Below are 26295 nucleotides of genomic sequence, written 5' to 3'. Positions count from 1 at the left end.
GACATGGCGCCCGACCCGATGGACCTGCTTCACCCGGGGTTGGTCCACCACGTCGTGAACACTCTGGGCTGGCCCCGCCTGCGGACCCTCCAGGAAGAGGCGATCACCCCCCTGACAGACGGGGCGGACGCCGTGCTGATCGCCCCCACCGCGGGTGGGAAGACCGAGGCTGCGTGCTTCCCCTTGCTATCCCGGATGGCGCAGGAGAAATGGGACGGCACCTCGGTCCTCTACGTGTGTCCGCTGAAAGCGCTGCTCAACAACCTGTTGCCCCGGCTGGAGACATACACCTCCTGGCTCGGGCGCACAGCCGCGCTCTGGCACGGCGACGTCACGCACTCCCGCCGCAAGCGCATCCTGCGCGAACGGCCGGATGTGCTGCTGACCACTCCCGAGTCCCTGGAGGCCATGCTGGTCAGCGCAAACGTCGACCACCGGGCGTTCTTCTCCGGGCTGCGGGCGATCGTCGTCGACGAGGTGCACGCTTTCGCGGGCGACGACCGGGGATGGCATTTACTGGCCGTGCTGGAACGGCTGGAGCGGGTGGCCGGGCGTCCGGTGCAGCGGGTCGGCCTGTCCGCGACCGTGGGTAACCCAGAGGAGCTGCTCACCTGGTTGCAGGGAGCAAAGGCCGGGCAGCACACGGCGCATGTCGTCGCCCCACACCTGAAGGAGAAGGTCCAGAAACTGCCCCCGCCCGGGGACGTCCAGCTCGACTACGTGGGGTCCTTGGCCAATGCCGCGACGGTGATCGCGGCACTGCACCGGGGCGAGAAGCGGCTGGTCTTCTGCGAATCGCGCAAGCAGGTCGAGGAACTCGGCGCGGCGCTGCGGGCGAAGGGCCTGACCATTTTCCTGTCCCACGCATCGCTGTCCGCAGACGAAAGGCGGCGGGCGGAGGAAGCATTCGCGGAGGCTCGCGACTGTGTGATCATCTCCACCAGTACCCTGGAACTGGGTATCGATGTCGGCGACCTCGACCGGGTCATCCAGATCGATGCACCAAGCACCGTCGCCTCATTCCTACAGCGACTGGGCCGCACCGGTCGACGACCCGGATCCAGCCGCAACTGCCTGTTCCTCGCCACCGACGACGCCGGCCTCCTGTCCGCGGCGGCACTTCTACTGCTCTGGTCACGCGACTGGGTGGAGCCGGTCATCGCTCCTCCCGAGCCCCGGCACATCGCCGCGCAACAGGTGCTGGCGCTCTGCCTCCAGGAGCACCGGGTGGGTGACCGGTTGTGGCAGGAGTGGTGGGGAAGCCTCGGTCCGTTCGGCCCTTCCGCCGAGCCGATCGTGCGCCACCTGGTCGACGAGGGCTATCTGGACCGGGACGGCGAACTGCTGTTCATCGGCCCAGAGGCCGAAAAGCGGTTCGGCTACCGGCACTTCATGGACCTCACGGCGGTCTTCACCGCTGCCCCGGAGTTCACTGTGCTCTCGGGCCGTACCGAGATCGGCACCACAGACCCCGTGCTGCTCACGGACGAGGTCGTCGGTCCTCGCCGACTTCTGCTCGCCGGACGCAGCTGGCAGGTGACTTACATCGACTGGTCGCGCCGCCGCTGCTTCGTCGAGCCTGTGGAGAGTGGCGGGCGGGCCCGCTGGGGTGGCGTCGGCCTGACCCGCACCGCGTCGTACGAGCTGACACAGGCGGCCCGCGAAATCCTGCTCGGTGCCACCCCGCCGGTCAGGCTCACCCGCCGTGCCGATAGCGCCCTCGCTCGCGTGCGCAATGAGAGCGCTGAGTTGGTGCACCGCGACGGCACGATCATCATGCGGGGGGGCCACGACACGAACGTGCGGTGGTGGACGTGGGCGGGCTATCGCACCAACGCCACCCTGGCCGCGACCCTCTCAAGCGTCGCCGACCCCCTGCAGCGCCCCACGGACACCTACGTCCGGCTGCGCGAGGACATCACCCCCCAAGAATGGAGAAAGGCCACCGCACACGCCGCCGACCACTTGTGCCTCCCGGCGGTGGATCTCCGTGCGCTGGCAGGACTGAAGTTCAGCGTGGCTCTTCCGCCGCGCCTCGCCGAGGCCACGCTCGCAGCCCGGCTGACCGACCTGGACGGTGCCACCGCCTTGCTCCGCGAGACGGTCAGGTTCACGACCAGATGATGGAAACGTGGACGCGTAGGCAAAGGTCGACAGCACGTACGAGCCAAACATGGGTTCAGGCAACCCCTGTCTGAGACTCGCTCGTTGGGACCATGTGCACACAGCTTGTGACCCTCAAGCTGGCCCAGCAGGTAGCCACTGGCCGTTCGGATTTGCGCTGCCCGGAATACAGTCGTGCGCACCCCGACCAGCGGACCCCCTTGTGCGCCGATCACGACCCACAGGCGTACACCTGGCGTCCGAGAGCAGACGGTGCCCACAACGCGTGCACGCTTGGGCGGGAACTCCCAGGAAGTCGCAGGTAGAAGCGGGAAGTACCGAACACGGAAAGAGTCCCGCCCAGGTCATAAGGCCAGGTCAGAGCCCAGAAGGCAGACGAGTCGGGCTATACGCCGGGTTCTGTTCCCCAGGTTCCTCGCGGACCCTGGGGCGACGGCCATCCATCTACGACCGGCGTTGCCGCCGGCCTCCTGCGGTCTACCCGCGGACTCGGGCGGGCAGCCCTCGAACGTCCGCGCAGAGTCGCCCCTCTTTCGAGAACGCGGCCCCTCTTGACCTTGCTCCGGGTGGGGTTTACCTAGCTGCCCAGGTCGCCCTGGGCACTGGTGGTCTCTTACACCACCGTTTCACCCTTACCCAGCGCCGAAGCGCTGGGCGGTTTGCTTTCTGTGGCACTGTCCCGCGGGTCACCCCGGGTGGCCGTTAGCCATCACCCTGCCCTGTGGAGCCCGGACGTTCCTCGGGAAGCCCCTGAAGGGACTCCACGCGGCCGCCCGCCCGGCTCGTCTGCCGTGTCGACCATGTTACCGGCCTGCGGGGGGCTGCCGTCGCCAGGACCGATCCGGCGAGGATCAGGGCGAACGCGGCGAGCACCCCGGGCGTCAGGGGCTCGTCCAGGAACAGAGCCCCCGCCGCCACCGCGACCGCCGGGTTGACGTACGTGAAGACCGTCGCCCGCGTCGGCCCCACCTCCTTGATCAGCTCCAGGAAGGCCACGAAGGCGACCGCGGTGCAGATCACGCCCAGACCGGCCAGCGCCGTCAGGACCTCGGTCGACGGCATCGAAGACGGCCGGGTCAGCGCCGCCGCGGGGGCGTAGACCAGCGCCGCCAGGGTCAGGCAGGCCGCCGTGAGGTGGAGGGACGGCACGTCTCGCAGCCACCGCGCCGCTATCAGCGGAGCCGTCGCGTAGCCCAGCACCGTCAGCAGCACCTCCGCCAGCGAGCGGGCGTCGCCGCCCGTCAGGTGCGGGACCGTGAGGGTCGCCACGCCGGCCAGGCCCAGGGTGAGGCCGGTCAGGCGGCGGATGCCCAGGTGTTCCGTGGCGCCGAAGAAACGGGCCAGGGCGACGCCGACTATCGGGACGCCCGCGATCAGCAGGCCGGCCGTGGAGCTGGAGAGGTGGCGCTCGGCGTCGGTCAGGGTCCACCAGGGGCCGATGATCTCGATGCACGCGAAGGCCAGCATCGGGCGCCAGTGGCGTCGTATCGTCCGGGGCAGGCCGCCCTGCCGGATCGCGAACGGGAGCAGCAGCGCGGCGGCCAGCGCGCATCGCGTGAACACCACCACCGACGGCGAGACCGTCTCCACCGCCACCTTGATCATCAGATACGGGATGCCCCAGACCACGCTCATCAGGGCGAACAGAAACCAGCCGCGTGCAGTCATGCGGCGAGTCTCGGCCGGGTCAGGCCCCGGTGTCTTGAACGCTGTTGCGGTACGCCGCCGGTGTCACCCCGAGCACCCGCCGGAACCAGCGGGTGAGGTGCGCCTGGTCCGCGAAGCCCACCAGGCCGGCGACCTCGGCCGGACGCAGGCCGGACTCCAGCAGGCCGCGCGCCCGGGTCACCCGGTACTGGGCCAGCCAGGCGTACGGCGGTATCCCCATCGTCGTGCGGAAGGCACGCAGGAGCTGGTAGCGGGACAGGCCCAGGTCGGTGGCCAGGGCCGCGAGCGAGGGCGGGGACGTGAGCTCGTCGGCGAGGCGGTCGCGGACCGTCCGCGCTATGTGGTCGGCGCCGGGCACGGAGTCGTCCGCCGCGCGGGCCGTGGAGTGGCGGCGGGCCAGGGCGGTCAGGAGCCAGGGGATACGGGACTCCGCCTCCAGCGGGTCGGGGCAGGCGGCGAGTTCGGCGTGCGTGATGCGCAGCGCGGTGGACAGTTCGGGGTCGTCGAGGAGGGGATCGCGGAAGTGCGGGGCGGCGGTGCCCAGGGCGCCGTCCGTCAACAGCGACGTCTCGGCGTATAGGGCTCGGTAGGCATAACCGCCGGACGTGTCCGGACCGCCTGTGTGCATCTCGCCCGGTGCCAGTACGACGATCGAGCCCGGGACAGGACGGATGCGGCCGCCTCGGTAGTCGATGATCTCGCTGCCGCCGACGCACACTCCGATCGTGAACTCGTCGTGGGCGTGCGGGGCGTAGACGTGCCGGTCGAAGCGGGCGGTCAGCAGATCGAGCGGGGGCCCGCCCCGGCCGAGCCGGGCCCTGGTCCACAGCGCCTGTTCACCCACTTCGCGCCCCTCTCGCAGTCCTGGAGGCGCAACACCGGGAGCGTCAGAGAAAGTCCGCCGTGTCCAGCTCGAAACCGAAAGGCTCCGGAAGACTGAGCGGCTTGCCCAAGGGGCGGGTGCGGTGCTCGCGATAGTCGTCCTTCTCGGGATCGCTGAACAGCGTGATCGAGGAGGCTTCGCGGTCGACGAGCAGGTAGAGCGGGATGCCGCCGCGGGCGTAGCACCGACGCTTGGCCTCGCGGTCGGCCTTGGGCTTGGTGGATGTCACCTCAAGCACCATGGCGACGCCGTCGCATGGCATCCAGGATTCGGCGCCCCTGTAGAGGCGCAGCTTCCTGGGCGCGAAGGTGCCGTCCGGGATTACGTGGTCCTTCGGGCATCCGCCTCCGCTCTGCAGTTTCAGTCCCTTGTTCCCGGAGAACTGCACGTCGGTTCGGGATCGTCTGTACACCTGGTTCACGATCAGCTCGATGTAATCCTCGTGATCCCCGTCCGGCGGCGGCGTCACAACGATCTCCCCCTCGATCAGCTCGGCCCGGAATCCCTCCGGGGTGTCCAGGGCGAGAAAGCCCTCCAGCAGGACCTCTTCCTGCGTGAGCGGCTCATGGGCCATGGCAGTCACGTCACGCCCCTCCTTCGGTCGCTCGCCAGACTGGGACATCGGAAGATCACCTGTCCGAGAGATCGGGAACCGTTCCCTCGATCGTGGCACACCAGCACGACCGTCGTCAGGCGCCGAGCCGTTCACTTGACCCTGCCGCAACGTCAACGTTTCTACTGATCCCATGCGGATCGGAGAACTCGCCGCCGCCGTCGGCGTCACCACGCGCACGGTGCGGCACTACCACCATCAGGGGCTGCTGCCCGAGCCGGAGCGGCGGCCGAACGGGTACCGGGAGTACACATTGCGGCATGCCGTCGTGCTGGCGCGCATCCGGCGGCTGACCGAGCTGGGGCTGGGGCTCGCGGAGGTGCGGGACGTGCTGGCCGAGGACGCCGGGAAGGATCTCGTGGAGGTGCTCGGCGAGCTCGACGAGGATCTCGCCCGGCAGGAGGCGGCGATCCGGGAGCGGCGGGCGCGGCTGCGGGCGTTGCTGGAGTCGGAGGGCGGGCTGCCCGCCGAGGGGCCCGTCTCGCCCGAACTGGCCGCGCTCTTCCGGGACATGGGCCATCTCTCCGAGTCCCCCATGGCCGCCAAGGACCGCGAGATGCTCGCGCTGATCGAGACGACGGCGGGTCCCGAGGGCCGGGAGCAGCTCATGAACGCGCTGGGCGACGCGCTCGCCCGGCCGGGCGGCAAGGAGCGGGCCCTCGCCGCCTACGCCCTGCTCGACGCACTCGCCGACGCCGACCCCGGCGACCCGCGCGTCGACGAGGCGGCCCGCGCCCTGGCCGACTGTCTGCCCCCGGACCTGCTCCCGGAGCCGGTGGAGGTCGACCCCGACAACAGCTTCCTGCGCGCGTTCTACGCCGACTTCGCCCCGGCACAGGCCGAGGCGATCCGCCGTACCCTGCACCTGCTCATGGAAGGGGACGGACCGTGATGCGCACCGCACTCGTCCTGGTCCGGCACGAGCTGCGGCTCGTCGTCAGTCTCTGGCTGTGGGCCGCCCGGCGCCGGCACGGGCTCGGTGGCGGCACCGCCTTCGGGTACGCGCGCGGGCAGGGCACGATGATGCTGGGATTCGGATTCGTGATCGTGATCGAGTCGATCATGATGTCCGTGCTGCTGCGGAACCACCCGGCCGTGCAACGGGCGTGGTTCATGCTGGACATGTACACCCTCCTGATCATTATCGGGATGCACGCGGCCTCCGTCGTACGTCCCCACGTACTCGACGCCGGTTCCCTGCGCGTCCGGCGTGCCGCGCACGTCGATCTGCGCATACCGCTGGAGAAGATCGCGCATGTGCGGCGCGAGTTGCGCACCACCCATGAGCGGGCCGACGGGGAGCTCAACCTCGCCATCGGCGCGCAGACGACCGTGACGCTCGAACTCACCGAGCCCGTCGCCCACTTCACCTTCCTGGGCCGCCGACGGGACATCCGGCTCGTGCGCCTGCACGCCGACGACGCCACCGACCTCGTACAGGCGATCAAGCAGGCTCGAACCGCGCCATCGCCGCAGCCGGAGCGGCTTGCGTAGGAGCGGGGCCTGCGGTGGCACGCCGTACGCTGTCGCAGAGTGCAACCGAAGGAGATCACCCGTGCTTGTCCTGCTGCCTCCCTCCGAAGGAAAGGCATCCTCCGGCCGCGGCGCCCCGCTGAAGCTGGAGCCGCTGTCGCTGCCGGGGCTGGGCGACGCCCGCGCGGCCGTCCTCGACGAGCTCGTCGAGCTGTGTGCGGGCGACGAGGACAAGGCGCGCGAGGTACTCGGGCTGAGCGAGGGCCTTCGGGGCGAGGTCGCCAAGAACGCCGAGCTGCGGACGGCGGGCGCGCGGCCGGCCGGGGAGATCTACACGGGCGTGCTGTACGACGCCCTCGACCTGGCGTCTTTGGACGCCGCGGCGAAGAAGCGGGCGACCCGGTCGCTGCTCGTCTTCTCGGGACTGTGGGGTGCGGTGCGCGTCAACGACCGCATCCCCTCCTACCGTTGCTCGATGGGCGTCAGGCTTCCGGGCCTCGGCGCGCTCGGCGCGCACTGGCGGGCGCCGATGGCCGAGGTGCTGCCGGAGGTGGCCGGGGACGGTCTTGTGCTGGATCTGCGGTCGTCGGCGTACGCGGCGGCGTGGAAGCCGAAGGGCGAGGTGGCCGACCGGACGGCGACGGTACGGGTGCTGCACGCGCCGACCCGGAAGGTCGTCAGCCACTTCAACAAGGCGACGAAGGGGCGGATCGTACGGAGTCTGCTGACGGCGGGGATCGCGCCGAAGGGCCCGGCCGAGCTGGTGGAGGCGCTGCGGGACCTCGGGTACGAGGTGGAGGTGGAGGCGCCCGCGAAGGCCGGGAAGGCGTGGACGCTGGATGTGCTGGTGGCGGAGATCCACTGACGCTCCACCGAAGCATTGCAGCATGCGCAACGACCTTTGCGCATGCTGTTCACCGCAGGGCAGGATGAGGCCATGACCTCTCCGCTGCCCGCCTCCGTGCTGGATCTCGCGCCCGTCGTGCCCGTCGTCGTCATCGAGGACGCCTCCGACGCCGTACCGCTGGCGCGGGCGCTCGTCACCGGCGGGCTCCCCGCGATCGAGGTGACGCTGCGGACGCCGACGGCGCTGGACACGATCCGGGCGATCGCCGCCGAGGTGCCCGAGGCCGTGGTGGGCGCGGGCACGGTCATCACGCCGGAGCAGGTGACGGCGTCGGTGACGGCCGGGGCGCGGTTCCTGGTCAGCCCGGGCTGGACGGACGTACTGCTGGAGGCGATGCGGGTGTCCGGGGTGCCGTTCCTGCCGGGGGTGTCGACCACGTCGGAGGTCGTGGGGCTGCTGGAGCGGGGCGTGACGGAGATGAAGTTCTTCCCGGCGCAGGCCGCGGGCGGTACGGCGTATCTGCAGTCGCTCGCCGGGCCGTTGCCGCAGGCGCGGTTCTGCCCCACGGGGGGAATCGGGCCGGGCAACGCGCCGGAGTATCTGGCCCTGCCCAACGTCGGCTGTGTGGGCGGCACTTGGATGCTTCCGGCGGATGCGATCGCCGCGCGGGACTGGGCCCGGGTCGAGCAGCTGGCCCGGGAGGCCGCCCGGCTGCGGAACGGCTCAGGCGCGCAGGTGTGACGTGTCGTTGAAGAGCCGCACGCTCGCGTTGCCGTCGGCGTAGTACGCCACCGCCGAGAGGGAGGCCGCCGAGAGTTCCATGCGGAACAGGGACTCGGGCGGGGCGCCCAGGGCGAGGCGCACGAACGTCTTGATCGGGGTGACGTGCGTGACGAGGAGAACCGTACGGCCGGTGTGGGCCGCGACCAGCTTGTCCCGGGTGGCGGCGATACGGGTCGCCGTCGCCGCGAAACTCTCGCCGTCGCCGGTGGGACGGGCCTCCGGGTCGGCCAGCCAGGCGTTGAGGTCGTCCGGATAGCGCTCGCGGACCTCGCCGAAGGTGAGCCCCTCCCAGGCGCCGAAGTCGGTCTCGCGCAGGCCGTCGTCGATGCTCACGTCGAGGCCGAGGTGGGCGGCGACGATACCGGCGGTCTCCCGGGTACGGGTGAGCGGCGACGCGATGACGGCCTGGATGGTGCCGCGCCGGGCAAGGGCGGCACCGACGCGCTCGGCCTGCTCCCGGCCGACGTCGGAGAGGGACGGATCGGTACCGCCACTGCCGGAGAACCGCTTCTGGGGGGTGAGGGGCGTCTCCCCGTGCCGCAGCAGCACGAAGGTGGCCGGCGCCCCCATGTCGGCGGGAGCCCAGCCGGCCGAGGGCGCGGCCACGGTACGGGCGGCCCTGACATCGGCGTCGGCCTTCGCGGCTCCGCCGCCGGGGGACTCCGCCGCTCCACGCAGCGCCGCACGCGCTCGCGACGCGCCCGCGGCGGCGTCTCCGGGCGGGCCCGACGGCTCAGGACCGGCGGCCGCCTTCGCGGCCCGCGCCGCCCTGGCGTCGGCCGCCGCCAGCTCCGCCGTGGAAGCCGCCGCCGACCACTGCTCGCCGCGCTTCCCGGCATCCATCGCCTCGTTGGCCAGCCGGTCCGCGTGCTTGTTCTGCTCCCGGGGGATCCACTCGTACGTCACCTGCGTGGGCGGCAGAATCCGAGCCGCCTCGAACGCCAGCGGCTTCATGTCCGGGTGCTTGATCTTCCAGCGGCCCGACATCTGCTCGATGACGAGCTTGGAGTCCATGCGGACGTGGACCCGGGCGGACGGGTCCAGTTCGTGCGCCGCGCGCAGGCCGGCCAGCAGGCCGCGGTACTCGGCGACGTTGTTCGTGGCGACGCCGATGTACTCGGCGGCCTCCACGAGGGTCTCCCCCGTCGCCGCGTCCAGCACGACCGATCCGTAGCCCGCGGGCCCCGGGTTGCCCCGCGACCCGCCGTCGGCCTCGACGATGAACTCCCGCACGGCACAGGCTCCTAGAGGCCGGACTCGGCCGTACGCACCAGGATGCGGCGGCAGTTCTCGCACCGCAGGACCGTGTCCGGCGCGGCCGCGCGGACCTCGCTCAGCTCGGTGATGGCGAGCTCCTGGCGGCAGCCCTGGCAGGTGCGCTGGTACAGCTTGGCCGCGCCGATGCCGCCCTGCTGCAGGCGCAGCTTCTCGTAGAGCTTCAGCAGGTCCGCGGGCACCGACCCCGCCATGACCTCGCGCTCCTTCGTGACCGTCGCCACCTCGCCGTCGATCTCCTCGAACGCGGCGTCCCGGCGGGCGGTCGCGTCGTCGACCTTCCCCTGGACGGCACCGACCCGCTCGGTCAGCTCGGCGACCCGCTCCTGCGCGGACTCGCGGCGCTCCATGACCTCCAGGACGATGTCCTCCAGGTCGCCCTGCCGCTTGGCGAGGGAGGCGATCTCGTGCTGGAGGTTCTCCAGGTCCTTCGGGGAGGTGACGGCGCCGGAGTCCAGGCGCTGCTGGTCGCGGGCGGCGCGCTGGCGCACCTGGTCCACGTCCTGCTCGGCCTTGGTCTGCTCGCGGGCGGTGTCGCTCTCCTCGGTCTGCGCGGCGACGAGCAGGTCGCGCAGCTGGGTGTGGTCCTTGGACAGCGACTCGATCTCGGCGTGCTCGGGCAGGGACTTCCGCTTGTGCGTGAGCTGCTGGAGGCGGACGTCGAGGGCCTGGACGTCGAGGAGTCGGATCTGGTCGGCCGGCGCGGCGTTCAGTTGGGGGCTCCCGTGGTGCTAGTGGGCGGGTTGGACGCCGCGTGGGCGGTCCAGGGGTCGGTGACCGTCTTCGAGACGTGGACCCGCAGGCCCCATCCATGGCGGTCGGAGATCTCGTCGAGCTGGGCGGCGGCCAGCTCGCACCAGGGCCATTCGGTGGCCCAGTGCGCCGCGTCGAGCAGCGCGAGAGGACTTTGGGCCACGGCCTCGGATACCGGGTGGTGGCGGAGGTCCGCGGTGAGGAAGACGTCGACGCCGGCGGCCCGTACCTGGTCGAAGAGGCTGTCGCCGGAGCCGCCGCTCACGGCGATCGTACGGACCGTCGCCTCGGGGTCGCCGGCCACGCGGATGCCCTGCGCGGTGGCGGGGAGGCGCTCGGCGGCTCGGGCGGCGAGTTCGCGGACGGTCAGGGGGTGGTCCAGCTCGCAGATACGGCCCAGACCCCTCCGGCCCTCCGGATCACTCGCGTCGGGCACGAGCGGCCGTACGACACGGAGGTCCAGCGCACCGGCCAGCGCGTCGCTGACTCCGGGGTCGGCCGTGTCGGCGTTGGTGTGCGCCACGTGCAGCGCGATGTCGTTCTTGATCAGCGTGTGCACGACCCGGCCCTTGAAGGTGGAGGCCGCGACCGTCGTCGTACCGCGCAGATAGAGCGGGTGGTGGGTGACCAGCAGGTCGGCGCCCAGCTTCACCGCCTCGTCCACGATCTCCTGGACCGGGTCGACGGCGAACAGGACCCGCGAGACCTCCTGGTCGGGGTCGCCCACGACGGTGCCGACCGCGTCCCAGGACTCGGCGCGCTCGGCGGGCCAGAGGTTCTCCAGCGCGGTGATGACTTCTGACAGACGGGGCACGAAGGACAGGCTACCTGGCTGTTCCGTACGGCTGTACCGGTGACGGAAGCGGTGGATGCGCCCCTCCCCCGGTCATCTCCGGCCACCCCGGGCCGCCGCCGCTCCGCCCAGCACAACCGCCCCCGTTTCCTCAGGCGAATCGTTCCTCGGCCATCCCTTTGTGTGAAGGGAAAGCTCCCGATCCCACGCCTGTGCGTGCGAAAACTAGCTTCGTGACCGGAGGTGACCGGACCATGACTGCCTGTGCGATCGAGCCCGCGGCGGAGCACGAGGACGGCGACGCGCCTCGGGCGGAATGCGCCATCACGACGGACGGTTCCTACGCCGCCCGCCTCGCCCTGGACGGCGGCTGCTGGTTCCCGGAGCGCTGGACCCTGGACGGCCCCGAGCCCTACGCCGTGCCGCTGCCCGCCCACCAGCCGGAGGAGCCCGGCACCGAGGTGCAGCCCATGGGCGACGGGCGGGTCCTCATCCGCCGCCCCACCGACGGACGGCATGTGTTCTCGCTGCTGTACCCGACCGGACCCGGCACGGGTGAGCTGCTGCTGGGCGCCGTCCAGTGCCCGGAGGAGGGGGCCCGGCTGCGGATGCTGCCGCCCGCGCCGGGCGGCGACCATGCGTACGCCCTCGCGGTGGGCCGGCGGTCCAGCGCGGTGTGGCTGGTGGCAGGGGGTGCCTTCGGGCCCGAGCAGGTCGCGGAGGTCCCGGGGCGCTGCTCGGGCGGGGCGTGGCTGGACCGGGTCGGGCGGATGCTGGCGCTCGACCGGGAGTCCGGGGGCCGTACGAAGGCCGTCGTGGTCGACCTCGGGCGGGGCGGCGAGGTGTCGCCGCTGCTGCAGATCGCGGACGGCAGCGACGACCGGCTGCTGCTCGCCGACCCGGACAGCGGGCTGCTGCTGATCCGCTCCGACGCGCCCTCCCCCGGGCAGGAACGGTTGGGCTGGGGAGTGCTGGGCAGCACGCTGCCGGTGCGCTTCCCGGAGTGCCTGCGGCTGGCCGAGTGCGCGGTGACGCCGTTCGCGATCCAGCCGGGGCAGGTGCTGACGCCGGAGAGCTGCGGGGTGGCGCTGCGCGTCGACGGGCCGGTCGGGAGTTGGGTGGGGGTGTGGCGGCCCGTCGAGCGGCGGGTACGTCAACTTGCGGCGCCCGAAGGCTGGTTGGCGGGAGCCGGGTGGTGGACGCGGGAGGGGATGCTGCAACTGCCGTATGCCACAAGGGAGGTGAGGTGCGGGGTAGCTCGGGTGGAAGCGGGGATGCTGCCCCCGGAGGAGGCCCCCGAGGAGGCGACATCGGCGGTGGCGGATGCCGGACCGGAGCCGTCGCCCACGGATGTTCCGGATCCCGTGACGGAGGTTCCGGATCCCGTCGCGGCGCGTCCTGTGCCTTTGCAGCAAGCTCCGTTGGGCGGTCTTGTAACGAAGTAGTGGCGGTTGGCGTGGCCGTCTGGATTCGGCCCATGGTCGGCCGGTTAAACTCGCCCGGCTGTAAGAAAGATCATGTTGACGGGGTGAGTTTTCCGATGAGCAACGCCAGCACGACCCAGCCGGGGCCGGCCGACGTTCACGACGTTCAGAAGGTCTCCGGTCACGGCAGGCATCGAGGCCAGGTCTCGGTCCAGGACAGCGAGGCGGCCCCCCGTGGCCGTCACCGCAAGCCGGTCGAGGAGAACGAGACGGCGGCCTGACGCCGCGCGCGAGCAACGGCATACGGCCCTGTTCCTCCTTGAGGAGCGGGGCCGTTCCCGTGCCGGGGCGCCGAGGAGGTGCCGAGCGGGTGCCGGGGGCGCTACCCCCGCTTCAGCCCCAGGACCTCCACCGCCCCGAACGTCTCCCCCGTCGGCAGGTCCGCGTAGTGCGGGGTCAGCAGCGCGTCCAGCTCGTCGTAGGTGAACGTCTCCTGCTTGCTGTCGAACTTGGCCGCCACCCGCGGCCGTTCGACGATCGCCACCATGCCGCCGTGCACGACGAGCAGCTGGCCGTTGATCCCGGCGGCGGCCGGTGCGGCCAAGTAGCCGACGAGTGGGGCGACATGCTCGGGGGCGAGGGGGTCGAGGCCGTCCTCCGGGCGTTCGAGGCCCGCGAAGACGTCCTCGGTCATACGGGTCCGGGCGCGTGGGCAGATGGCGTTCGCGGTCACGCCGTATTTGGCGAGTGCGAGGGCCGTGGAGGTGGTGAGCCCGACGATTCCGCCTTTCGCCGCCGCGTAGTTGGGCTGCCCTGCGGATCCGGCGAGGAACGCCTCCGAGGACGTGTTCACCACGCGCCCGTACACCGGCCCGCCCGCCGCCTTCGACCGCTCGCGCCAGTGCACGGCGGCGAAGCGGGTGGTGTTGAAGTGGCCCTTGAGGTGGACCCGGATGACCGAGTCCCACTCCTCCTCCGCCATGGAGAAGACCATGCGGTCGCGCAGGATGCCCGCGTTGTTGACGAGGATGTCCAGCTTGCCGAATTCGGTGACCGCCAGCTCGACCAGCGCGCGGGCCTGTGGGAAGTCGGCGACGTCCCCGGTGTGCGCCAGCGCCCGGCCGCCCGCCGCGCGGATCTCGGCGGCCACCTCCTCGGCGGGCCCGGCGGAGGCCTCGCCGGAACCGTCTCGTCCGGGCCGGCCGTAGTCGTTGACGACGACGGCCGCGCCGAGCCGGGCCAGCTCCAGCGCCTCGGCCCGGCCGAGACCGCGCCCGGCGCCGGTGACGATGGCGGACAGACCCTCAAGTGGCAGTGACATCCGTGTCCTTTCGCAACCGGTGACGTCAGATCTCAAGCACGTAGGACGTCAGATCTCGATGCACGTACGACGTCAGATCTCGATGCAGGTGCGCAGTGCCGTGCCCGAGCGCATCTGGTCCAGGGCCTCGTTGATGTCGGCGAGCGGCACGCGGTGGGTGATCAGGCCCGCGAGGTCGATGCGACCGGCGCGCCAGAGCGCGATCGTCCGCTCGTAGGAGCTCAGGACGTCGCCGCCGCCGTACATGGACGGCAGGATCCGCTTCTCGTCGAAGAACAGCTCGAACATGCTGAGCTGCAGGAAGTCGTCCAGGGCACCCGCGCCCACGATGACGAGGGTGCCGCCGCGCCGGGTGTTCTCGTACGCCGTCCGGGCGGTGGCGGACTTGCCGACGACCTCGAAGACGTAGTCGAAGCCCTCGCCGGCGGTGACCTGCTGCTTGGCGTCGGCCAGCTCGTCCGGGGAAATGGCCCTGGTGGCACCGAACTTGAGCGCGGACTCGCGGCGCGAGGCGACCGGGTCGACGGCGACTATCTCCGCCGCCCCCTTGAGCCGGGCGCCCTGGATCGCGGAGATGCCGACGCCCCCGCAGCCGATGACGGCGACCGACGAACCGGCCTCCACGTCGGCGGTGTTGAGGGCCGCGCCGAGTCCGGTGGTGACCCCGCAGCCGATGAGGGCGGCTATGTCGAAGGGGACGTCGTCGGGGATCGGCACCGCGCAGCCGGCGTCGACGACGACCTCCTCGGTGAAGGTGCCGGTGCCGGCGAAACCGAAGACGTCACCGCCGGGGCGCTTGAAGTTGGGGGTGCCGGCGTTCATGAATCCGGCCAGGCACAGCTGGGTCTGGCCGCGCTTGCAGGCGGGACAAGCGCCGCAGGCGGGGAGCCAGCAGACGACGACGCGGTCGCCGGGCTTCAAGTGCCGTACGCCTTCTCCGACTTCGAGGATCTCGCCGGCACCCTCGTGGCCCGGCACGAAGGGCGCCGGCTGCGGGAGCACCCCGCCCATCGCGGACAGGTCGGAGTGGCACAGCCCGGTGGCCCGCACTCGGATCCGCACCCTGCCGGGCCCGAAGCCCACCGCCTCGACGTCATCGAGGACCTCGAGCTTGTCCTGGCCGATCTCGTGCAGTAGGGCTGCTCGCATGGTGCGGCTCCTCTCAGGAGTACGGGCGTAGGGCGTGCGGGGTGGTGCGACGGGTTGCGGGGCCGTGCGGGGTGGTGCAACGGGATGCGGGGTCGTGCGGGGCTCAGCCGTGTTCGACGATCGTGTCGGCGAGGACGGGCGCGTCGTCCCGCTCCACTGCCCCCACCTCCACCCGGACCCGGCCCTCCTGCCGCCACATGCGGATCCGCAGGGTCTCCCCCGGGAACACGACCCCGGCGAACCGGGTGACGTACGACCGCACCCGGGTCACGTCCCCGCCGAGCAGCGTGTCGACGACCGCCTTGAGCGTGATCCCGTAGGTGCACAGCCCGTGCAGGATGGGCCGCTCGAATCCGGCGATCTTGGCGAACTCCGGGTCGGCGTGCAGGGGGTTGAGGTCGCCGGAGAGGCGGTAGAGGAGGGCCTGGTCCGCACGGATGGGCCGCTCGACGACCTTGTCGGGGTCGCCGGCCGGCGGTTCGAGGCGCGCGGAGGGGCCACGGTCGCCGCCCCATCCCCCCTCGCCCCGTACGAAGATCTGCGCGTCGTTGGTCCACAACGGGCCGTCGGCGTCGGCGACCTCGGTGCGCATGACGAGGACGGCCGCCTTGCCCTTGTCGTAGACGGCGGCGATACGGCCGGTGGCGGTGGCGGTGCCCGCGACGGGCAGCGGGCGGTGGACGGTGAGCGACTGCCCGCCGTGCAGGACGCGGGCGAGGTCGACCTCGATGCCGGGCATGGACAGACTGCTGATCACGCCGGGTGAGCCGGCGCCGGCGACGGTGACGAAGCTGGGCAGGACGTGCAGCCGGGACTCCAGCGTGTAGCGCAGTTCGTCGGGGTCGGTGGCCGGGGCGGCGATGTCCGGGCGGGCGCCCGCGCCGATGCCGAGGTGGTAGAGCTGCACGTCCTTCGGGGTCCAGGAGATCTCACCGGTCCGGGGTTCGGCGGCTACGGCCTTCGCGGCGTCGATGGGCATGGGGCTCCTGAGAGGACGGGGCGGCAGGCAGATGGGGCAAGACCTCGGTACGGCCGTCCGCACCGTCGGCCGCACCGAGGTCGTCACGGGCCGTTCTAGAACGCGTTCCAGTCCGGCGACCTCTGTATAGCCGAGGGCACCGCAGTTGTGAAGACTCCTGACGTCGCATCAGATGGGGTTCGCCGGGTTGGGGGTGCCCTGCCCCTCGACGCTCAGGAGGTGCGGGCGTGATGGTCCAGCAGGCGGGTGAGCAACCCGACGAGCTGGTCGCGTTCGGCCGGGCTCAGCGGTGCGAGCAGTTCGTCGTGGAGGTCGTCCAGGACCTGGTCGAGGCGGCGTAGCCGGCGACGCCCCCGGGTGGAGATCGTGATGATGTTGCGGCGCCGGTCGTCGGGGTCCGGCGCGCGCTCGACGAGGTCACGCTCGGCCAGTTCGTTGAGCACACCGACCATGTCGCTGCGGTAGATCCCGGAGCGCCTGCTCAGCTCCGCCTGACTGCCCGGCCCGTACTCCTCCAGAGAGGCGAGTACGGCGTAGTGCCACTGGCGGGCGTCGGCCCGGGCCAGCCCCTCGGTGATCAGCCGGTCCGACCGCGTGGCCAGCTGCGACAGCAGTCGGCTCGCCCGTCGACGCAGTCTGTCCGGCGTCTTGGGCACGCCGCCGTCGCGCACGCCCGCGGCTTCGTCTCTGATCATGGCACCCACCCTGCTCATTGCGTTAGTCCGACTAACGATATACGTTCACTCGCGTCAAAAACGTTAGTGCGACGAACGTTCATCGAGTGCACCCCACGGAGGGAAGCTTTTGCCCACCAAGAACCTGCGGATCCCCACCCCGGACGGCCAGGCCGACGCCTTCGCCGCCTTCCCCGACCACGGCGAGCGGCATCCAGGGGTGCTCATGTATGCGGACGGCTTCGGTATCCGGCCCGTACTGCGCGAGATGGCCTGCGAGCTGGCCGGGCACGGGTACTACGTGCTCGTCCCCAACTTCCTCTACCGGCACGGCCCGGCACCGGTGATCGAACTTCCCGAGCACATCGGAGAAGAGGCCCGGCACGCGGTCTTCGCCCAGCTGATGCCCTTGATCGAGGCGCACACCACCGAACGTGCCCTGAGCGACGCCGACGCCTATCTCAGGTTCCTCACCGCCCAGCCCGAGGTCGGCGCCGGACCGGTCGCGGTGACCGGGTACTGCATTGGCGGCCTCCTGGCGATGCGCACCGCCGCGGCCCACCCCGGCCAGGTGGCAGCCCTCGCCGCATTCCACGGCCCTGTGGCCGCCGACGGGCCCGAAGGCCTGCACCGCCTCCTCACCAAGCTCACCGCCCAGGTCCACCTCGGCCACGCCGAGGGCGACATGACACCCGAGGCCCTCGGCGAACTCAACCGGGCCCTGGACGCCGCAGGTGTCGACCACACCTCCGAGATCTACCCCGGCACCGTCCACGGCTTCACCATGTCCGACACCGACGCCTTCAACGCCTCCGGGCTGCGGCGCCACTGGGACCGCCTGCTCCCCCTCCTCGACCGCACCCTGGCCGGCGGCTGACGCTCCGGGCCCAGGAGGCCGAGGTGTTCATGGGTTTGGCGTTCGCCGGGTCATGCCGCTGATCGCGACGGGTGGCGCGACTCGAAAACCGGTTCCCCCAGGTCGCGTCACCCCGGCTCCCACCAGGCCCTTTCCCCATACGCTGGCCCCGTGAACGAAATGCCCCGGGACCACCGGCCCGCGAAGTCCATCAGGGTCCTGCTCGCCGAGGACCCGGGCATGACGCGCGGGGCGCTCGCCTTACTGCTCGGGATGGAGCCGGACCTCACGGTCGTGGCGCAGGTGTCGGCCGGGGAGGCGATCGTGGACGCCGCCCTCACCCACCGCCCCGACGTCGCCCTCCTCGACGTCGAACTCCCGGGCCGCAGCGGCCTCGACATCGCGGCCGACCTGCGCGACCAGGCGCCGGACTGCCGGGTCCTGCTCCTGACCACCCACGGCCGCCCCGGCCACCTCCATCGGGCCATGGCCGCGGGTGCCGCCGGTTTCCTGGTGAAGGACGCCCCCATGGAGGAGTTGGCGACCGCGATCCGCCGAGTCCTGACCGGCGAGACGGTCATCGACCCTGCCCTTGCCGCCAGCGCACACGACGCCACCGGCCTCGACGCGACCTCGCACGACCCCACCGCCCCTGACACCACCGCACACGACGCCACCGCCCTCGACACGTCCGCACACGACGCCACCGCCCTCGACGCGACCGCACCCGCCGTCACCGCCCTCGACGCCGAGCCCAATCCGCTCACCGCTCAGGAGCGCGATGTCCTCTGGGCTTCGGCGGACGGCGCGACGATCACCGACATCGCCGGCCGACTCCACCTCTCCGAACCGACGGTCCGCGATCTCCTCTCCTCCACCGTCTCCAAGACCGGCACCCGCGAGCAGACGGCGGCGCTGCGGGAGGCCCAGCGGCAGGGGTGGCTGTAGCCGCGGCCTCAGTGACGGTTCGCCTGCCCCCTACTTCGTCTACTTCGTCACCCCCACCGACTTGTACTCCGTCCCTTCCGGCGCCACGCACACGAACCAGTTGACCGGAGACTTGGCCGCCGGGCGGATCGCCGGGACATCGGCGTCGACGGTCTCGTTGTCAGGGGCCGTGTGGAGCGTGGTCTTCATGCCGTTCTTCCAGGTGCAGGTGACCTCTTGGGCCGTCGGGGCGACCTGGCCGATGACGAGGCGGTTGGGGCCGCTGTCGGCCGGGGACAGAGGCATCGCCCCGGATTGGAGGTCCTTGCCCGAATCGGGGTTGTTCTCGTTGAAGACGTCGATAAAAGTGACCGTCGGTTCGCCGTCGCCGTACGTCCGGCTCACGACGTACGCGCTCTTGCCGATCAGTTCCGAGGCTTTCCCGACCGGCTGGCTCCCGTACACGCTCATGGCCTCCCACTGGGCCTGTGCCTCACTCGCGTCGCGCGGCGCCGGCCACACGTCGATGGTGACCCACCATTGCTGGTTGCCGTCGGTGCCGGTCGCGAGCATCGTCCGCTCCGGTGGGTACACGTTCCGCACCGACGGGGCCGGCGCCTGCGTCGCCACCTGTGCGCCCCGGCCCTCGTTCCCGCCCGGCAGTCCCGCCACCGCCAGCGTCCCCGCCGAGCCGACCAGCACCAGGGCCGTCGCGGTTGCCACCGCCCAGCGGCGGGCCTTGCGGCGGCGGCCGCCCCGGAGCACCGCGTCGTAGGGGGCTATGCCGACCTCGACCTCGTCCGCGGCGTCGGCCAGCAGGAACGCGACGTCCGTGTGGGTCATGCCGTGGCCGGTCACGCCGTCTCCCGTCATGTCATGGCTGGTCATGCCGTGGTTCGTCTCCCGGTCCGCGTTCATCAGCCCCGCCCTCCCTGCGTCACCATCTCGGCCAGTCCCGGTATGGCGCGGAGTTTCGCAATCCCCTTGGCCGCATTGCTCTTCACCGCGCCGACGGAACAGCCCATCGCCTCCGCCGTCTGTGTCTCGGTCAGGTCCTCCCAGTACCGCAGCACCACCGCCTCCCGCTGCCGCGGCGGCAGTTGGGCGAGCGCCGACAGCAGGGAGCTGCGGTCCTCGGCCCGGCCGATGCGGTCCTCGGTGTCCGCCACCTCGCGCGCCAGGCCGGAGTCGTCCTTCGGCGCGAGGAACTCCCTGAGCCGTCGGCGGTGTTTGCGTGCGTGCGCGTTGATCATCACGCGTCGTACATAGGCCTCCGGGTCGTCGGCCGAGCCGACTCTGCGCCAGGCCACGTAGACCTGTTCCAGCGTCGACTGGACCAGGTCCTCCGCGGCGTGCTGCTCCCCCGTGAGGAGAAATGCCGTCCGCATCAGCCGCGGCCAGCGGCCGATGACAAAGCTCTGGAACTCCGTGTCCCGAGCCGCCTTGCGATCCCCCATGGGCACCTCCTTGATATTCAAAGGAGTCCATGGACCGCCCAGACCGTTGCCTCAGGAGGCGGCGGATTTTTTCGGCAGCCACAGCAGCATCAGCACCGCCCCCACCACCAGCACCACCGCCGACGTACGGAACACCAACGCGTACCCCTCCGTCAGCGCCTCCGGCGTCAGCTCCCCCGCCGCCACCGCCGACCCTGCCGCCCCCGCCGCCCCACTTTCCGCCGTAGAACGCGCCGCCGCGATCGTCGACATGACCGCGAGCCCCAGCGAACCCCCCATCGTGCGCGAGGTGTTGACCAGCCCCGACACCAGCCCGGCGTCACCCGGCCGCGCCCCGGACGTCGCCAGCGCCGCGAGAGGCGTCGCCCCCAGACCCGCGCCCAGCATCATCAGGATGCCCGGCACCATGATCGAGGTCAGATATCCGCTCGCCACGCTCAGCGTCGACTGCCAGCCGAAGCCGACGGCGGCCACGACCGTGCCCAGCACCGCCACGTTGCGCGCGCCGACCGCCCGCATCAGCCGCGGCGCCAGCTTGGAGCCGACGACCACCGCCAGCGAACTCGGCACCAGCGCCAGGCCGGCCTCCAGCGGGGTGTAGCCGAGGACGTTCTGCACGTACAGCGTCATGAAGAACCACATGCAGAACATCGCCGACCCGGACAGGAACATCGCCACGTTCGCCGACGCCACCGACCGCAGCCGGAGCAACCCCAGCGGCATCAGCGGTGCCGCCGTACGCGACTCCACGACGAGGAAGGCGCCGATCAGAGCGGGACCGGCGAGCAGCGGGACGACCGTGGCGGGCGCCGTCCAGCCCGAGGCCTCCGTCTGCGAGATGCCGTAGGCCAAGGTCGCGAGACCGGCCGTCACCAGCACCGCGCCCAGCAGGTCCAGCCGCTGTCTGCCCCCGTTGCGGCTCTCCACCAGCCAGCGCACCGCACCGGCCAGCACCACCGCCCCCACCGGCACGTTGATCAGCAGCACCCAGCGCCAGGACAGCACATCCACCAGCACCCCGCCGACGAGTCCGCCCGCCGCGCCACCGCCCGCGCCGACGGCGGTCCACGTCCCTATCGCCCGCGCCCGGGCCGCCCCCTCCGGCACCGCCGCCGTCAGAATCGTCAGCGTCGAGGGCGCCAGCACGGCCGCGCCGAGCCCCTGCACGGCCCGCGCCACCAGCAGCTGCCAGTCCTGCTGGGCCAGCCCGCCGGCCAGCGAGGCCAGGGTGAACAGGCCGAGCCCGACGAGAAACATCCGCTTGCGGCCGTAGAGGTCTCCGGCCCGCCCGCCGAGCAGCATGAAGCCGGCGAAGGCGATCGCGTAGGCGTTCACCGCCCACTGCAGCCCCTGCGCGCTCAGCCCGAGATCGGCCCGCATCGACGGCAGCGCGACGTTCACGACGGACACGTCGAGCACGACCAGGAACTGCCCGGCGCACGCGAGGGCCACCACCAGCCAGGTGGGCGGCGCGGTACGGCGGGGGGCGCGGGTGACGTCGGCGGCTTCGAGCATGGATGTCATGCTCTCAACGACCGACGCTCCTGGCATCAGGAATTCGGCCTAGGACCGTTTCCCGTAGCCCCGCGCTCGTTAGTCCTAGGCCCGTTAGCCCTGGGCCCATTAGCCCTGGGCCCGTTCCCCAAGAGCAGGTCAAAAAATCGTTAGCTGGCCAAAGCATCGGAATAGTTGCCCAGGCACACCGGGTTGATCCCCCACATGACACAAACGACGAACGAACAGCCCACCGGCAGAGCGACCACCGGCGTCTCCGGCGCCCTCGTCCCGGTCCTCGCCTTCGCGGGCATCGTTGTCGCGGTGATGCAGACCCTGCTCGTCCCGGTCATCAAGGACCTGCCGCAGCTGCTGGACACCGCGCCCAGCAACGCCACCTGGGTCCTGACCTCGACCCTGCTCTCGGGCGCCGTCGCCACCCCGATCATGGGCCGCCTCGGCGACCTCTACGGCAAGCGGCGGCTGCTGATAGCCAGCCTGTCGGTGATGGTGGTCGGCGCGCTGATCAGCGCGTTCACCAGCACCCTGCTCCCCATGATCGTCGGCCGTACCCTCCAGGGCTTCGCGATGGGCGCGATCCCCCTCGGCATCGGCCTGATGCGCGACATGCTGCCCCGTGAGCGGCTCGGCTCGGCGATGGCCCTGATGAGCTCCTCCATCGGCGTCGGCGGCGGACTCGCGCTGCCCGCCGCGGCCCTGGTCGCCCAGCACGCGAACTGGCACGCCCTCTTCTACGGCGCCGCCGGCCTCGGCGTCCTCGCCATCGCCCTCACGCTCCTCGTCGTACCGGAGTCCAAGCTCCGCGCGGAAGGCACCTTCGACTACGTCGGCGCGCTCGGCCTCTCCGCCGGCCTCGTCCTCTTCCTCCTCCCGATCACCAAGGGCAGCGACTGGGGCTGGACCTCCGCCACCACCCTCGGCATGTTCGCCGCGTCGGCCGCCGTCCTCCTCCTCTGGGGCGTCTACGAGCTGCGCACCAAGGCCCCCCTCGTCGACCTGCGCACCACGGCCCGCCCGGCGGTCCTCTTCACGAACCTCGCCTCGATCATGGTCGGGGTCTCGTTCTACGTCGTCTCGCTCGTCCTGCCCCAGCTCCTCCAGCTCCCGAAGGCGACCGGCTACGGCCTAGGCCAGTCGATGGTCGTGGCGGGTCTGCTGGTGGCCCCGCTGGGCCTGACGATGATGTTCACGGCGCCCGTCTACGCCCGCCTCTCGGCGAAGTACGGCCCCAAGGTCACCCTCATCCTCGGCATGCTGATCATCGCGATCGGCTACGGCGCCGGCCTCGGCCTGATGAGCGCGCCCTGGCAGAGCCTCGTCATCTCGGTCGTCCTGGGCGCCGGCATCGGCCTGGCCTACTCCTCCCTGCCCGCCCTGATCATCGGCGCGGTCCCGGCCTCCGAGACGGGCGCGGCGAACGGCCTCAACACGCTGATGCGTTCCATCGGTACGTCCGTGTCGAGCGCCGTCATCGGCATGGTGCTGGCCAACACCGCGAACAACGTCGGCGGCGTCGAGATCCCCACGATGCACGGCTTCCGGGTCTCCTTCCTGATCGCGACCGCCGCGGTCGCCGTAGGCCTCCTGCTGGCCCTCTTCCTCCCGAAGCAGCGCCCTGCCGCCGCCCAGCCGCAGCTGCGCGCCAGCAGCGAGGAGGACGCCAACCTGGAGCGCGCCGAGGAGGCTCTGCGCGGCTTCCGCGGCCGGGTCCTGGACGCCGAGGGCACGCCGGTGGCCCGCGCCAAGGTGACCCTGATCGACCGCCGGGGCCGCCAGGCCGGCGCGACCCTCTCCGCGGAGGACGGCACCTACGCCCTCTCGGTCCCCACCCAGGGCGCCTACGTCCTGGCCGCCCGCGCCGACGGCCACGCCCCGCTCGCCTCGTCGGCGACGCACGCGGGCGACGACAGCGCGGTGGACGTGGACCTGGCGTTGCCGACGGAGACGGTTACCGCCTGACGCCGACTCCCGGCTGCCCGCACGCGCCCGTCGCCCCCCGTCACACCCCCCGTCGCCCATGTGACGGGGGTGGTGGTGCACGATGGGCGCCCACACGCTCGTACGACCGAAAGGGACCCGCATGGCCGCCCCGGCCCCCAAACCCGAGATCCTGGCCGCGTTCGAGGCGGCCAAGGGCTTCATGCCCGTGGGCGAGGGGCTCGCGCTCTACGCGGCGGCCGTCGAGGCCGGGCGGCTCGGCCTGCCCCTCCTGGAGGTCGGCACGTACTGCGGCCGTTCGACGATCCTCCTGGCCGACGCGGCCCGCGCGGCCGGGGTGACGGCCCTCACGGTCGACCACCACCGCGGCAGCGAGGAGCAGCAGCCGGGGTGGGACTACCACGACCCGGAGACGGTCGACCCCGAGATCGGCCTGATGGACACGCTGCCGACGTTCCGCCGCACGCTGCACAAGGCCGGCCTGGAGGAGCACGTGGTCGCCCTCGTCGGCCGCTCCCCGCAGGTGGCGAAGGTCTGGGGCACTCCCCTCGGCCTCGTCTTCATCGACGGCGGCCACACCGACGAGCACGCGAACGCCGACTACGAGGGCTGGGCCCCGCATGTCGCCGAGGGCGGACTGCTCCTCATCCACGACGTGTTCCCGGACCCGAAGGACGAGTTCACCGGGCAGGCCCCGTACCGGGTGTATCTACGGGCGCTGGAATCCGGCGGGTTCACGGAGGTGTCGGTGACGGAGTCGCTGCGGGTGCTGAAGCGGACGGGGACGGGGATCTGAACCTGCGGCCGACCGACCGTGCTCGACCGCGCCTTCACGCGGAGGGCCGGGGCGGCCCGTAAGGTGGCAGGCGTGTCGTACGTAGGCCCGGATTTCGAACCTCCCCACCCCCGCCGCCCGCGCCGCCGCGCCCTGACCGTCGTGGCCGCCGCCCTCGTGCCGGGCGCGCTGCTCGGCTGGGTGCTGTACGAGGCGATGGGTGACTCCGGCAACGCGGGCGCGTCGGGCAACGCGGCCGTACGGCCGTCGGAGACACCGCCGACCATCTCCGCGACGAACGACGACAAGCCACCGGGCCCGACCCCCACCGCCGACTCCACCTCGGCGCCCGCGTCGTCCGGCCCCCTCAAGGGCAAGGTCGTCGTCATCGACCCGGGCCACAACCCCGGCAACTTCCAGCACACGGCCGAGATCAACCGCAAGGTCGACATCGGCACGAACTGGAAGGAGTGCGACACAACGGGGACATCCACCAACGACGGCTACACCGAGGCGAAGTTCACACTCGACGTCGCCCACCGCCTGCGCACGCTGCTGCAGAAGCAGGGCGCCACGGTGAGGTTCACACAGGACGGCGACCGGCCGTGGGGCCCGTGCGTCGACGAACGAGCACAGATCGGCAACAAGGCACACGCCGACGCCGTCGTCTCCATCCACGCGGACGGCGCGGACACCGGCCAACGCGGCTTCCACGTCATCCTCCCGGCCAAGGTGTCCGAGGGCGCCGCGAACACCGCCCCGATCGTCACCTCCTCCCGCGACCTCGGCGAGCGCATCGCCGGCTCCTTCGTCCGCATCACGGGCAGCGCACCCTCCAACTACGTCGGCGACGGCACCGGCCTGGACACCCGCGAGGACCTCGGCGGTCTCAATCTGTCAACGGTTCCCAAGGTGTTCATCGAGTGCGGCAACATGCGCGACAGCATGGACGCGGCACTGCTCACCAGCGGCGCGTGGCGACAGAAGGCGGCGCGAGGGATCTCTGAGGGAATCGTGAGTTTCCTGCGCGGGTAGTGATCGGCGGGCTGATCCCGGCGGACACCCTCGCCGGTCGGAAGATAGGGTCGTCCCTACGATGAGGGGCCACCCCCGCGCTTCACACCGGGGCCCGAGGGCGACATGGTGACAGCGACGCCTCCAGCGATGCCGATGACGAGACGACAGATGAAGGACCGACTGAAGTGAATATCCGCTCCCTCACTCGAGGCGACGGCGTGGTGATCGGAGCAGCGGTGTTGCTGTTGATCGCGTCGTTCCTCGACATCTACTCCTCTGAAGGCGCCGAGGGCGTCGAGTTGCCGAACTCCTGGGGCAGCGGACCTCTCCTGCTCGGTGTCATTCTGGCGGGCATCATCGGCGCCGCGCTCATCGTGGTCGCCCGGGGTCTGCCGCAGGTGCCCAAGGTCGCCGGTCTGGACCTCGGCCAGTTCGGCATCGCCTTCACGGTGTTCGCCGCTTGGAGCGCGCTCGGCAACGTCTTCGACCCGGCGGGCGGCCTAGACAACCTGGGCGGCGGCACCGCCGACGGCCCCAAGGCGGGTATCGGCGTGATCCTCGCCCTCGTCGCAACCCTGGTCATGGCCGGCGCCGCCATCGCCACCCCCCTCGTCCCCGCCCTCCAGGCCGCCCTCATCCCGGCCCCCCGCCCCGCCGCCCCCCAGCCCTACGGCGGTCAGCCGCAGGGTGGTTACGGCTACCCGGGTGCGCAGCAGCCGCAGCAGCCATACGGTGGGCAGCCGCAGCCGGGGCAGCCCTTCGGTGGGCAGCCGCAGCCGGGGCAGCCTCAGCCGCAGGCACCCGCGCCCGGCGGGGACTTCTCGCCGTTCTGGTTCGCCGTGCCCGTGCCGCGTCCGCTGTTCGCGGAGGACGGCTCGCCGACGCCGATCGCCGAACTCGCGCCGGGCACCTGGTACCTGGCCGTCGAGCAGCGCGGCCCGGCCCTGGTCGCGCAGACGCAGGACGGTCGGCGTGGTGTCCTCCAGGACACCTCGGGTATCCAGCGCGGCTGAGCAACCGAAGCCGTACGCAAGCCGTACTACGGCCCCTC

Annotated in this window: 25 protein-coding genes, 1 other RNA gene and 1 pseudogene; 13 read left to right on the top strand and 14 right to left on the bottom strand. The window is 71.4% G+C overall.

Going from position 1 to position 26295, the window contains the following annotated elements:
• The first annotated feature begins 3 nt into the window (after positions 1 to 3).
• Positions 4 to 2124: a DEAD/DEAH box helicase gene (locus tag ACIA8X_RS32415; protein WP_399459850.1), complete on the top strand. Its 2121-nt coding sequence runs from the start codon at positions 4 to 6 to the stop codon at positions 2122 to 2124.
• Between the two features lie 372 nt (positions 2125 to 2496).
• Here the strand turns inward: ACIA8X_RS32415 and rnpB are convergent.
• From rnpB to ACIA8X_RS32395, 4 genes and pseudogenes are all read right to left on the bottom strand, one after another.
• Positions 2497 to 2909: RNase P RNA component class A (gene rnpB, locus ACIA8X_RS32410), an RNA gene on the bottom strand.
• A 103-nt stretch (positions 2910 to 3012) separates the two neighbouring features.
• A pseudogene (locus tag ACIA8X_RS32405) lies at positions 3013 to 3792 on the bottom strand (DMT family transporter); the annotation flags it as partial.
• 19 nt (positions 3793 to 3811) lie between these two features.
• Complete coding sequence (locus ACIA8X_RS32400; protein WP_393442002.1) at positions 3812 to 4636, bottom strand: helix-turn-helix domain-containing protein; 825 nt, start codon at positions 4634 to 4636, stop codon at positions 3812 to 3814.
• Positions 4637 to 4679: 43 nt separating this feature from the next.
• Positions 4680 to 5249: a Uma2 family endonuclease gene (locus ACIA8X_RS32395; protein ID WP_399459849.1), complete on the bottom strand. Its 570-nt coding sequence runs from the start codon at positions 5247 to 5249 to the stop codon at positions 4680 to 4682.
• A gap of 172 nt (positions 5250 to 5421) precedes the next feature.
• On the opposite strand from ACIA8X_RS32395, the gene ACIA8X_RS32390 reads away from it, so the two are divergent.
• The 4 genes from ACIA8X_RS32390 (at position 5422) to ACIA8X_RS32375 (ending at position 8349) form a co-directional block, all read left to right on the top strand.
• On the top strand, positions 5422 to 6180 hold the full coding sequence (locus ACIA8X_RS32390) for a MerR family transcriptional regulator (RefSeq protein ID WP_393442001.1): 759 nt from the start codon (positions 5422 to 5424) through the stop codon (positions 6178 to 6180).
• Entirely contained in the window at positions 6180 to 6782 is a 603-nt protein-coding gene (locus ACIA8X_RS32385) for a hypothetical protein (RefSeq protein ID WP_399459848.1), read from the top strand. Before ACIA8X_RS32390 ends, ACIA8X_RS32385 begins: the two co-directional genes overlap by 1 nt.
• 61 nt (positions 6783 to 6843) lie before the next feature.
• Positions 6844 to 7626 (top strand): peroxide stress protein YaaA, encoded by a 783-nt coding sequence (yaaA, locus tag ACIA8X_RS32380; protein WP_399459763.1) that lies wholly within the window; start codon positions 6844 to 6846, stop codon positions 7624 to 7626.
• A 72-nt stretch (positions 7627 to 7698) separates the two neighbouring features.
• Positions 7699 to 8349 carry a bifunctional 4-hydroxy-2-oxoglutarate aldolase/2-dehydro-3-deoxy-phosphogluconate aldolase gene (locus ACIA8X_RS32375; protein ID WP_399459762.1) on the top strand — a complete coding sequence of 217 codons (651 nt, stop codon included), beginning with the start codon at positions 7699 to 7701 and terminating at the stop codon, positions 8347 to 8349.
• Here ACIA8X_RS32375 and ACIA8X_RS32370 read toward each other — a convergent pair.
• From ACIA8X_RS32370 to ACIA8X_RS32360, 3 genes are read right to left on the bottom strand one after another with little or no spacing between them, the layout of a single operon-like run.
• Positions 8332 to 9624 carry a bifunctional RNase H/acid phosphatase gene (locus tag ACIA8X_RS32370; RefSeq protein ID WP_399459761.1) on the bottom strand — a complete coding sequence of 431 codons (1293 nt, stop codon included), beginning with the start codon at positions 9622 to 9624 and terminating at the stop codon, positions 8332 to 8334. The two genes, ACIA8X_RS32375 and ACIA8X_RS32370, sit on opposite strands and share 18 nt — an antisense overlap.
• An 11-nt stretch (positions 9625 to 9635) precedes the next feature.
• Entirely contained in the window at positions 9636 to 10379 is a 744-nt protein-coding gene (locus ACIA8X_RS32365; protein ID WP_393443211.1) for a zinc ribbon domain-containing protein, read from the bottom strand.
• Positions 10376 to 11233: a Nif3-like dinuclear metal center hexameric protein gene (locus tag ACIA8X_RS32360; RefSeq protein WP_393441992.1), complete on the bottom strand. Its 858-nt coding sequence runs from the start codon at positions 11231 to 11233 to the stop codon at positions 10376 to 10378. Before ACIA8X_RS32360 ends, ACIA8X_RS32365 begins: the two co-directional genes overlap by 4 nt.
• Before the next feature lie 233 nt (positions 11234 to 11466).
• On the opposite strand from ACIA8X_RS32360, the gene ACIA8X_RS32355 reads away from it, so the two are divergent.
• Positions 11467 to 12657, top strand: coding sequence for a hypothetical protein (locus ACIA8X_RS32355; protein WP_399459760.1), 1191 nt, complete (start codon positions 11467 to 11469; stop codon positions 12655 to 12657).
• A 95-nt stretch (positions 12658 to 12752) separates the two neighbouring features.
• The gene (locus tag ACIA8X_RS32350; RefSeq protein WP_393441988.1) at positions 12753 to 12917 is read left to right on the top strand and encodes a hypothetical protein; all 165 of its coding nucleotides are present in this window, start codon (positions 12753 to 12755) and stop codon (positions 12915 to 12917) included.
• A 101-nt stretch (positions 12918 to 13018) separates the two neighbouring features.
• Here the strand turns inward: ACIA8X_RS32350 and ACIA8X_RS32345 are convergent, their stop codons facing one another.
• From ACIA8X_RS32345 to ACIA8X_RS32330, 4 genes are all read right to left on the bottom strand, one after another.
• The gene (locus ACIA8X_RS32345; RefSeq protein ID WP_399459759.1) at positions 13019 to 13957 is read right to left on the bottom strand and encodes a 3-oxoacyl-ACP reductase; all 939 of its coding nucleotides are present in this window, start codon (positions 13955 to 13957) and stop codon (positions 13019 to 13021) included.
• A 72-nt stretch (positions 13958 to 14029) separates the two neighbouring features.
• Positions 14030 to 15106 (bottom strand): Zn-dependent alcohol dehydrogenase, encoded by a 1077-nt coding sequence (locus tag ACIA8X_RS32340; protein WP_393441985.1) that lies wholly within the window; start codon positions 15104 to 15106, stop codon positions 14030 to 14032.
• A gap of 103 nt (positions 15107 to 15209) precedes the next feature.
• Complete coding sequence (locus tag ACIA8X_RS32335; protein WP_399459758.1) at positions 15210 to 16085, bottom strand: MaoC/PaaZ C-terminal domain-containing protein; 876 nt, start codon at positions 16083 to 16085, stop codon at positions 15210 to 15212.
• Between the two features lie 212 nt (positions 16086 to 16297).
• On the bottom strand, positions 16298 to 16780 hold the full coding sequence (locus ACIA8X_RS32330; protein ID WP_399459757.1) for a MarR family winged helix-turn-helix transcriptional regulator: 483 nt from the start codon (positions 16778 to 16780) through the stop codon (positions 16298 to 16300).
• Positions 16781 to 16889: 109 nt separating this feature from the next.
• Between ACIA8X_RS32330 and ACIA8X_RS32325 the strand changes: the two genes are divergently transcribed.
• Positions 16890 to 17636 (top strand): dienelactone hydrolase family protein, encoded by a 747-nt coding sequence (locus ACIA8X_RS32325; protein ID WP_393441979.1) that lies wholly within the window; start codon positions 16890 to 16892, stop codon positions 17634 to 17636.
• A 159-nt stretch (positions 17637 to 17795) separates the two neighbouring features.
• On the top strand, positions 17796 to 18563 hold the full coding sequence (locus ACIA8X_RS32320; protein ID WP_399459847.1) for a response regulator: 768 nt from the start codon (positions 17796 to 17798) through the stop codon (positions 18561 to 18563).
• Between the two features lie 39 nt (positions 18564 to 18602).
• Here ACIA8X_RS32320 and ACIA8X_RS32315 read toward each other — a convergent pair whose 3' ends face one another.
• The 3 genes from ACIA8X_RS32315 to ACIA8X_RS32305 are packed head-to-tail and all read right to left on the bottom strand — an operon-like array spanning position 18603 to position 21523.
• Positions 18603 to 19460, bottom strand: a complete 858-nt coding sequence (locus ACIA8X_RS32315; RefSeq protein ID WP_399459756.1) for a hypothetical protein — start codon at positions 19458 to 19460, stop codon at positions 18603 to 18605.
• A complete protein-coding gene (locus ACIA8X_RS32310; RefSeq protein WP_093907940.1) occupies positions 19460 to 19999 on the bottom strand; it encodes a SigE family RNA polymerase sigma factor in 540 nt (179 codons plus the stop codon). Before ACIA8X_RS32310 ends, ACIA8X_RS32315 begins: the two co-directional genes overlap by 1 nt.
• Positions 20000 to 20050: 51 nt before the next feature.
• Positions 20051 to 21523, bottom strand: a complete 1473-nt coding sequence (locus ACIA8X_RS32305) for an MFS transporter (protein WP_399459755.1) — start codon at positions 21521 to 21523, stop codon at positions 20051 to 20053.
• Between the two features lie 195 nt (positions 21524 to 21718).
• Between ACIA8X_RS32305 and ACIA8X_RS32300 the strand changes: the two genes are divergently transcribed.
• The 4 genes from ACIA8X_RS32300 to ACIA8X_RS32285 all read left to right on the top strand — a co-directional run bounded on the left by ACIA8X_RS32300 (position 21719) and on the right by ACIA8X_RS32285 (position 26257).
• On the top strand, positions 21719 to 23473 hold the full coding sequence (locus ACIA8X_RS32300) for an MFS transporter (protein WP_399459754.1): 1755 nt from the start codon (positions 21719 to 21721) through the stop codon (positions 23471 to 23473).
• 121 nt (positions 23474 to 23594) lie between these two features.
• Positions 23595 to 24248, top strand: a complete 654-nt coding sequence (locus ACIA8X_RS32295; RefSeq protein ID WP_399459753.1) for a class I SAM-dependent methyltransferase — start codon at positions 23595 to 23597, stop codon at positions 24246 to 24248.
• Positions 24249 to 24320: 72 nt separating this feature from the next.
• Complete coding sequence (locus ACIA8X_RS32290) at positions 24321 to 25262, top strand: N-acetylmuramoyl-L-alanine amidase (RefSeq protein ID WP_399459752.1); 942 nt, start codon at positions 24321 to 24323, stop codon at positions 25260 to 25262.
• Positions 25263 to 25429: 167 nt separating this feature from the next.
• A complete protein-coding gene (locus ACIA8X_RS32285) occupies positions 25430 to 26257 on the top strand; it encodes a hypothetical protein (protein WP_393441964.1) in 828 nt (275 codons plus the stop codon).
• Positions 26258 to 26295 lie beyond the last annotated feature (38 nt).

The organism is Streptomyces sp. NPDC051738 (genome assembly GCF_044453205.1).
Classification (GTDB): Bacteria; Actinomycetota; Actinomycetes; order Streptomycetales; family Streptomycetaceae; genus Streptomyces.
Note: the sequence above shows the minus strand (reverse complement) of the source record. Positions and strands in the feature narration are given on the sequence as shown.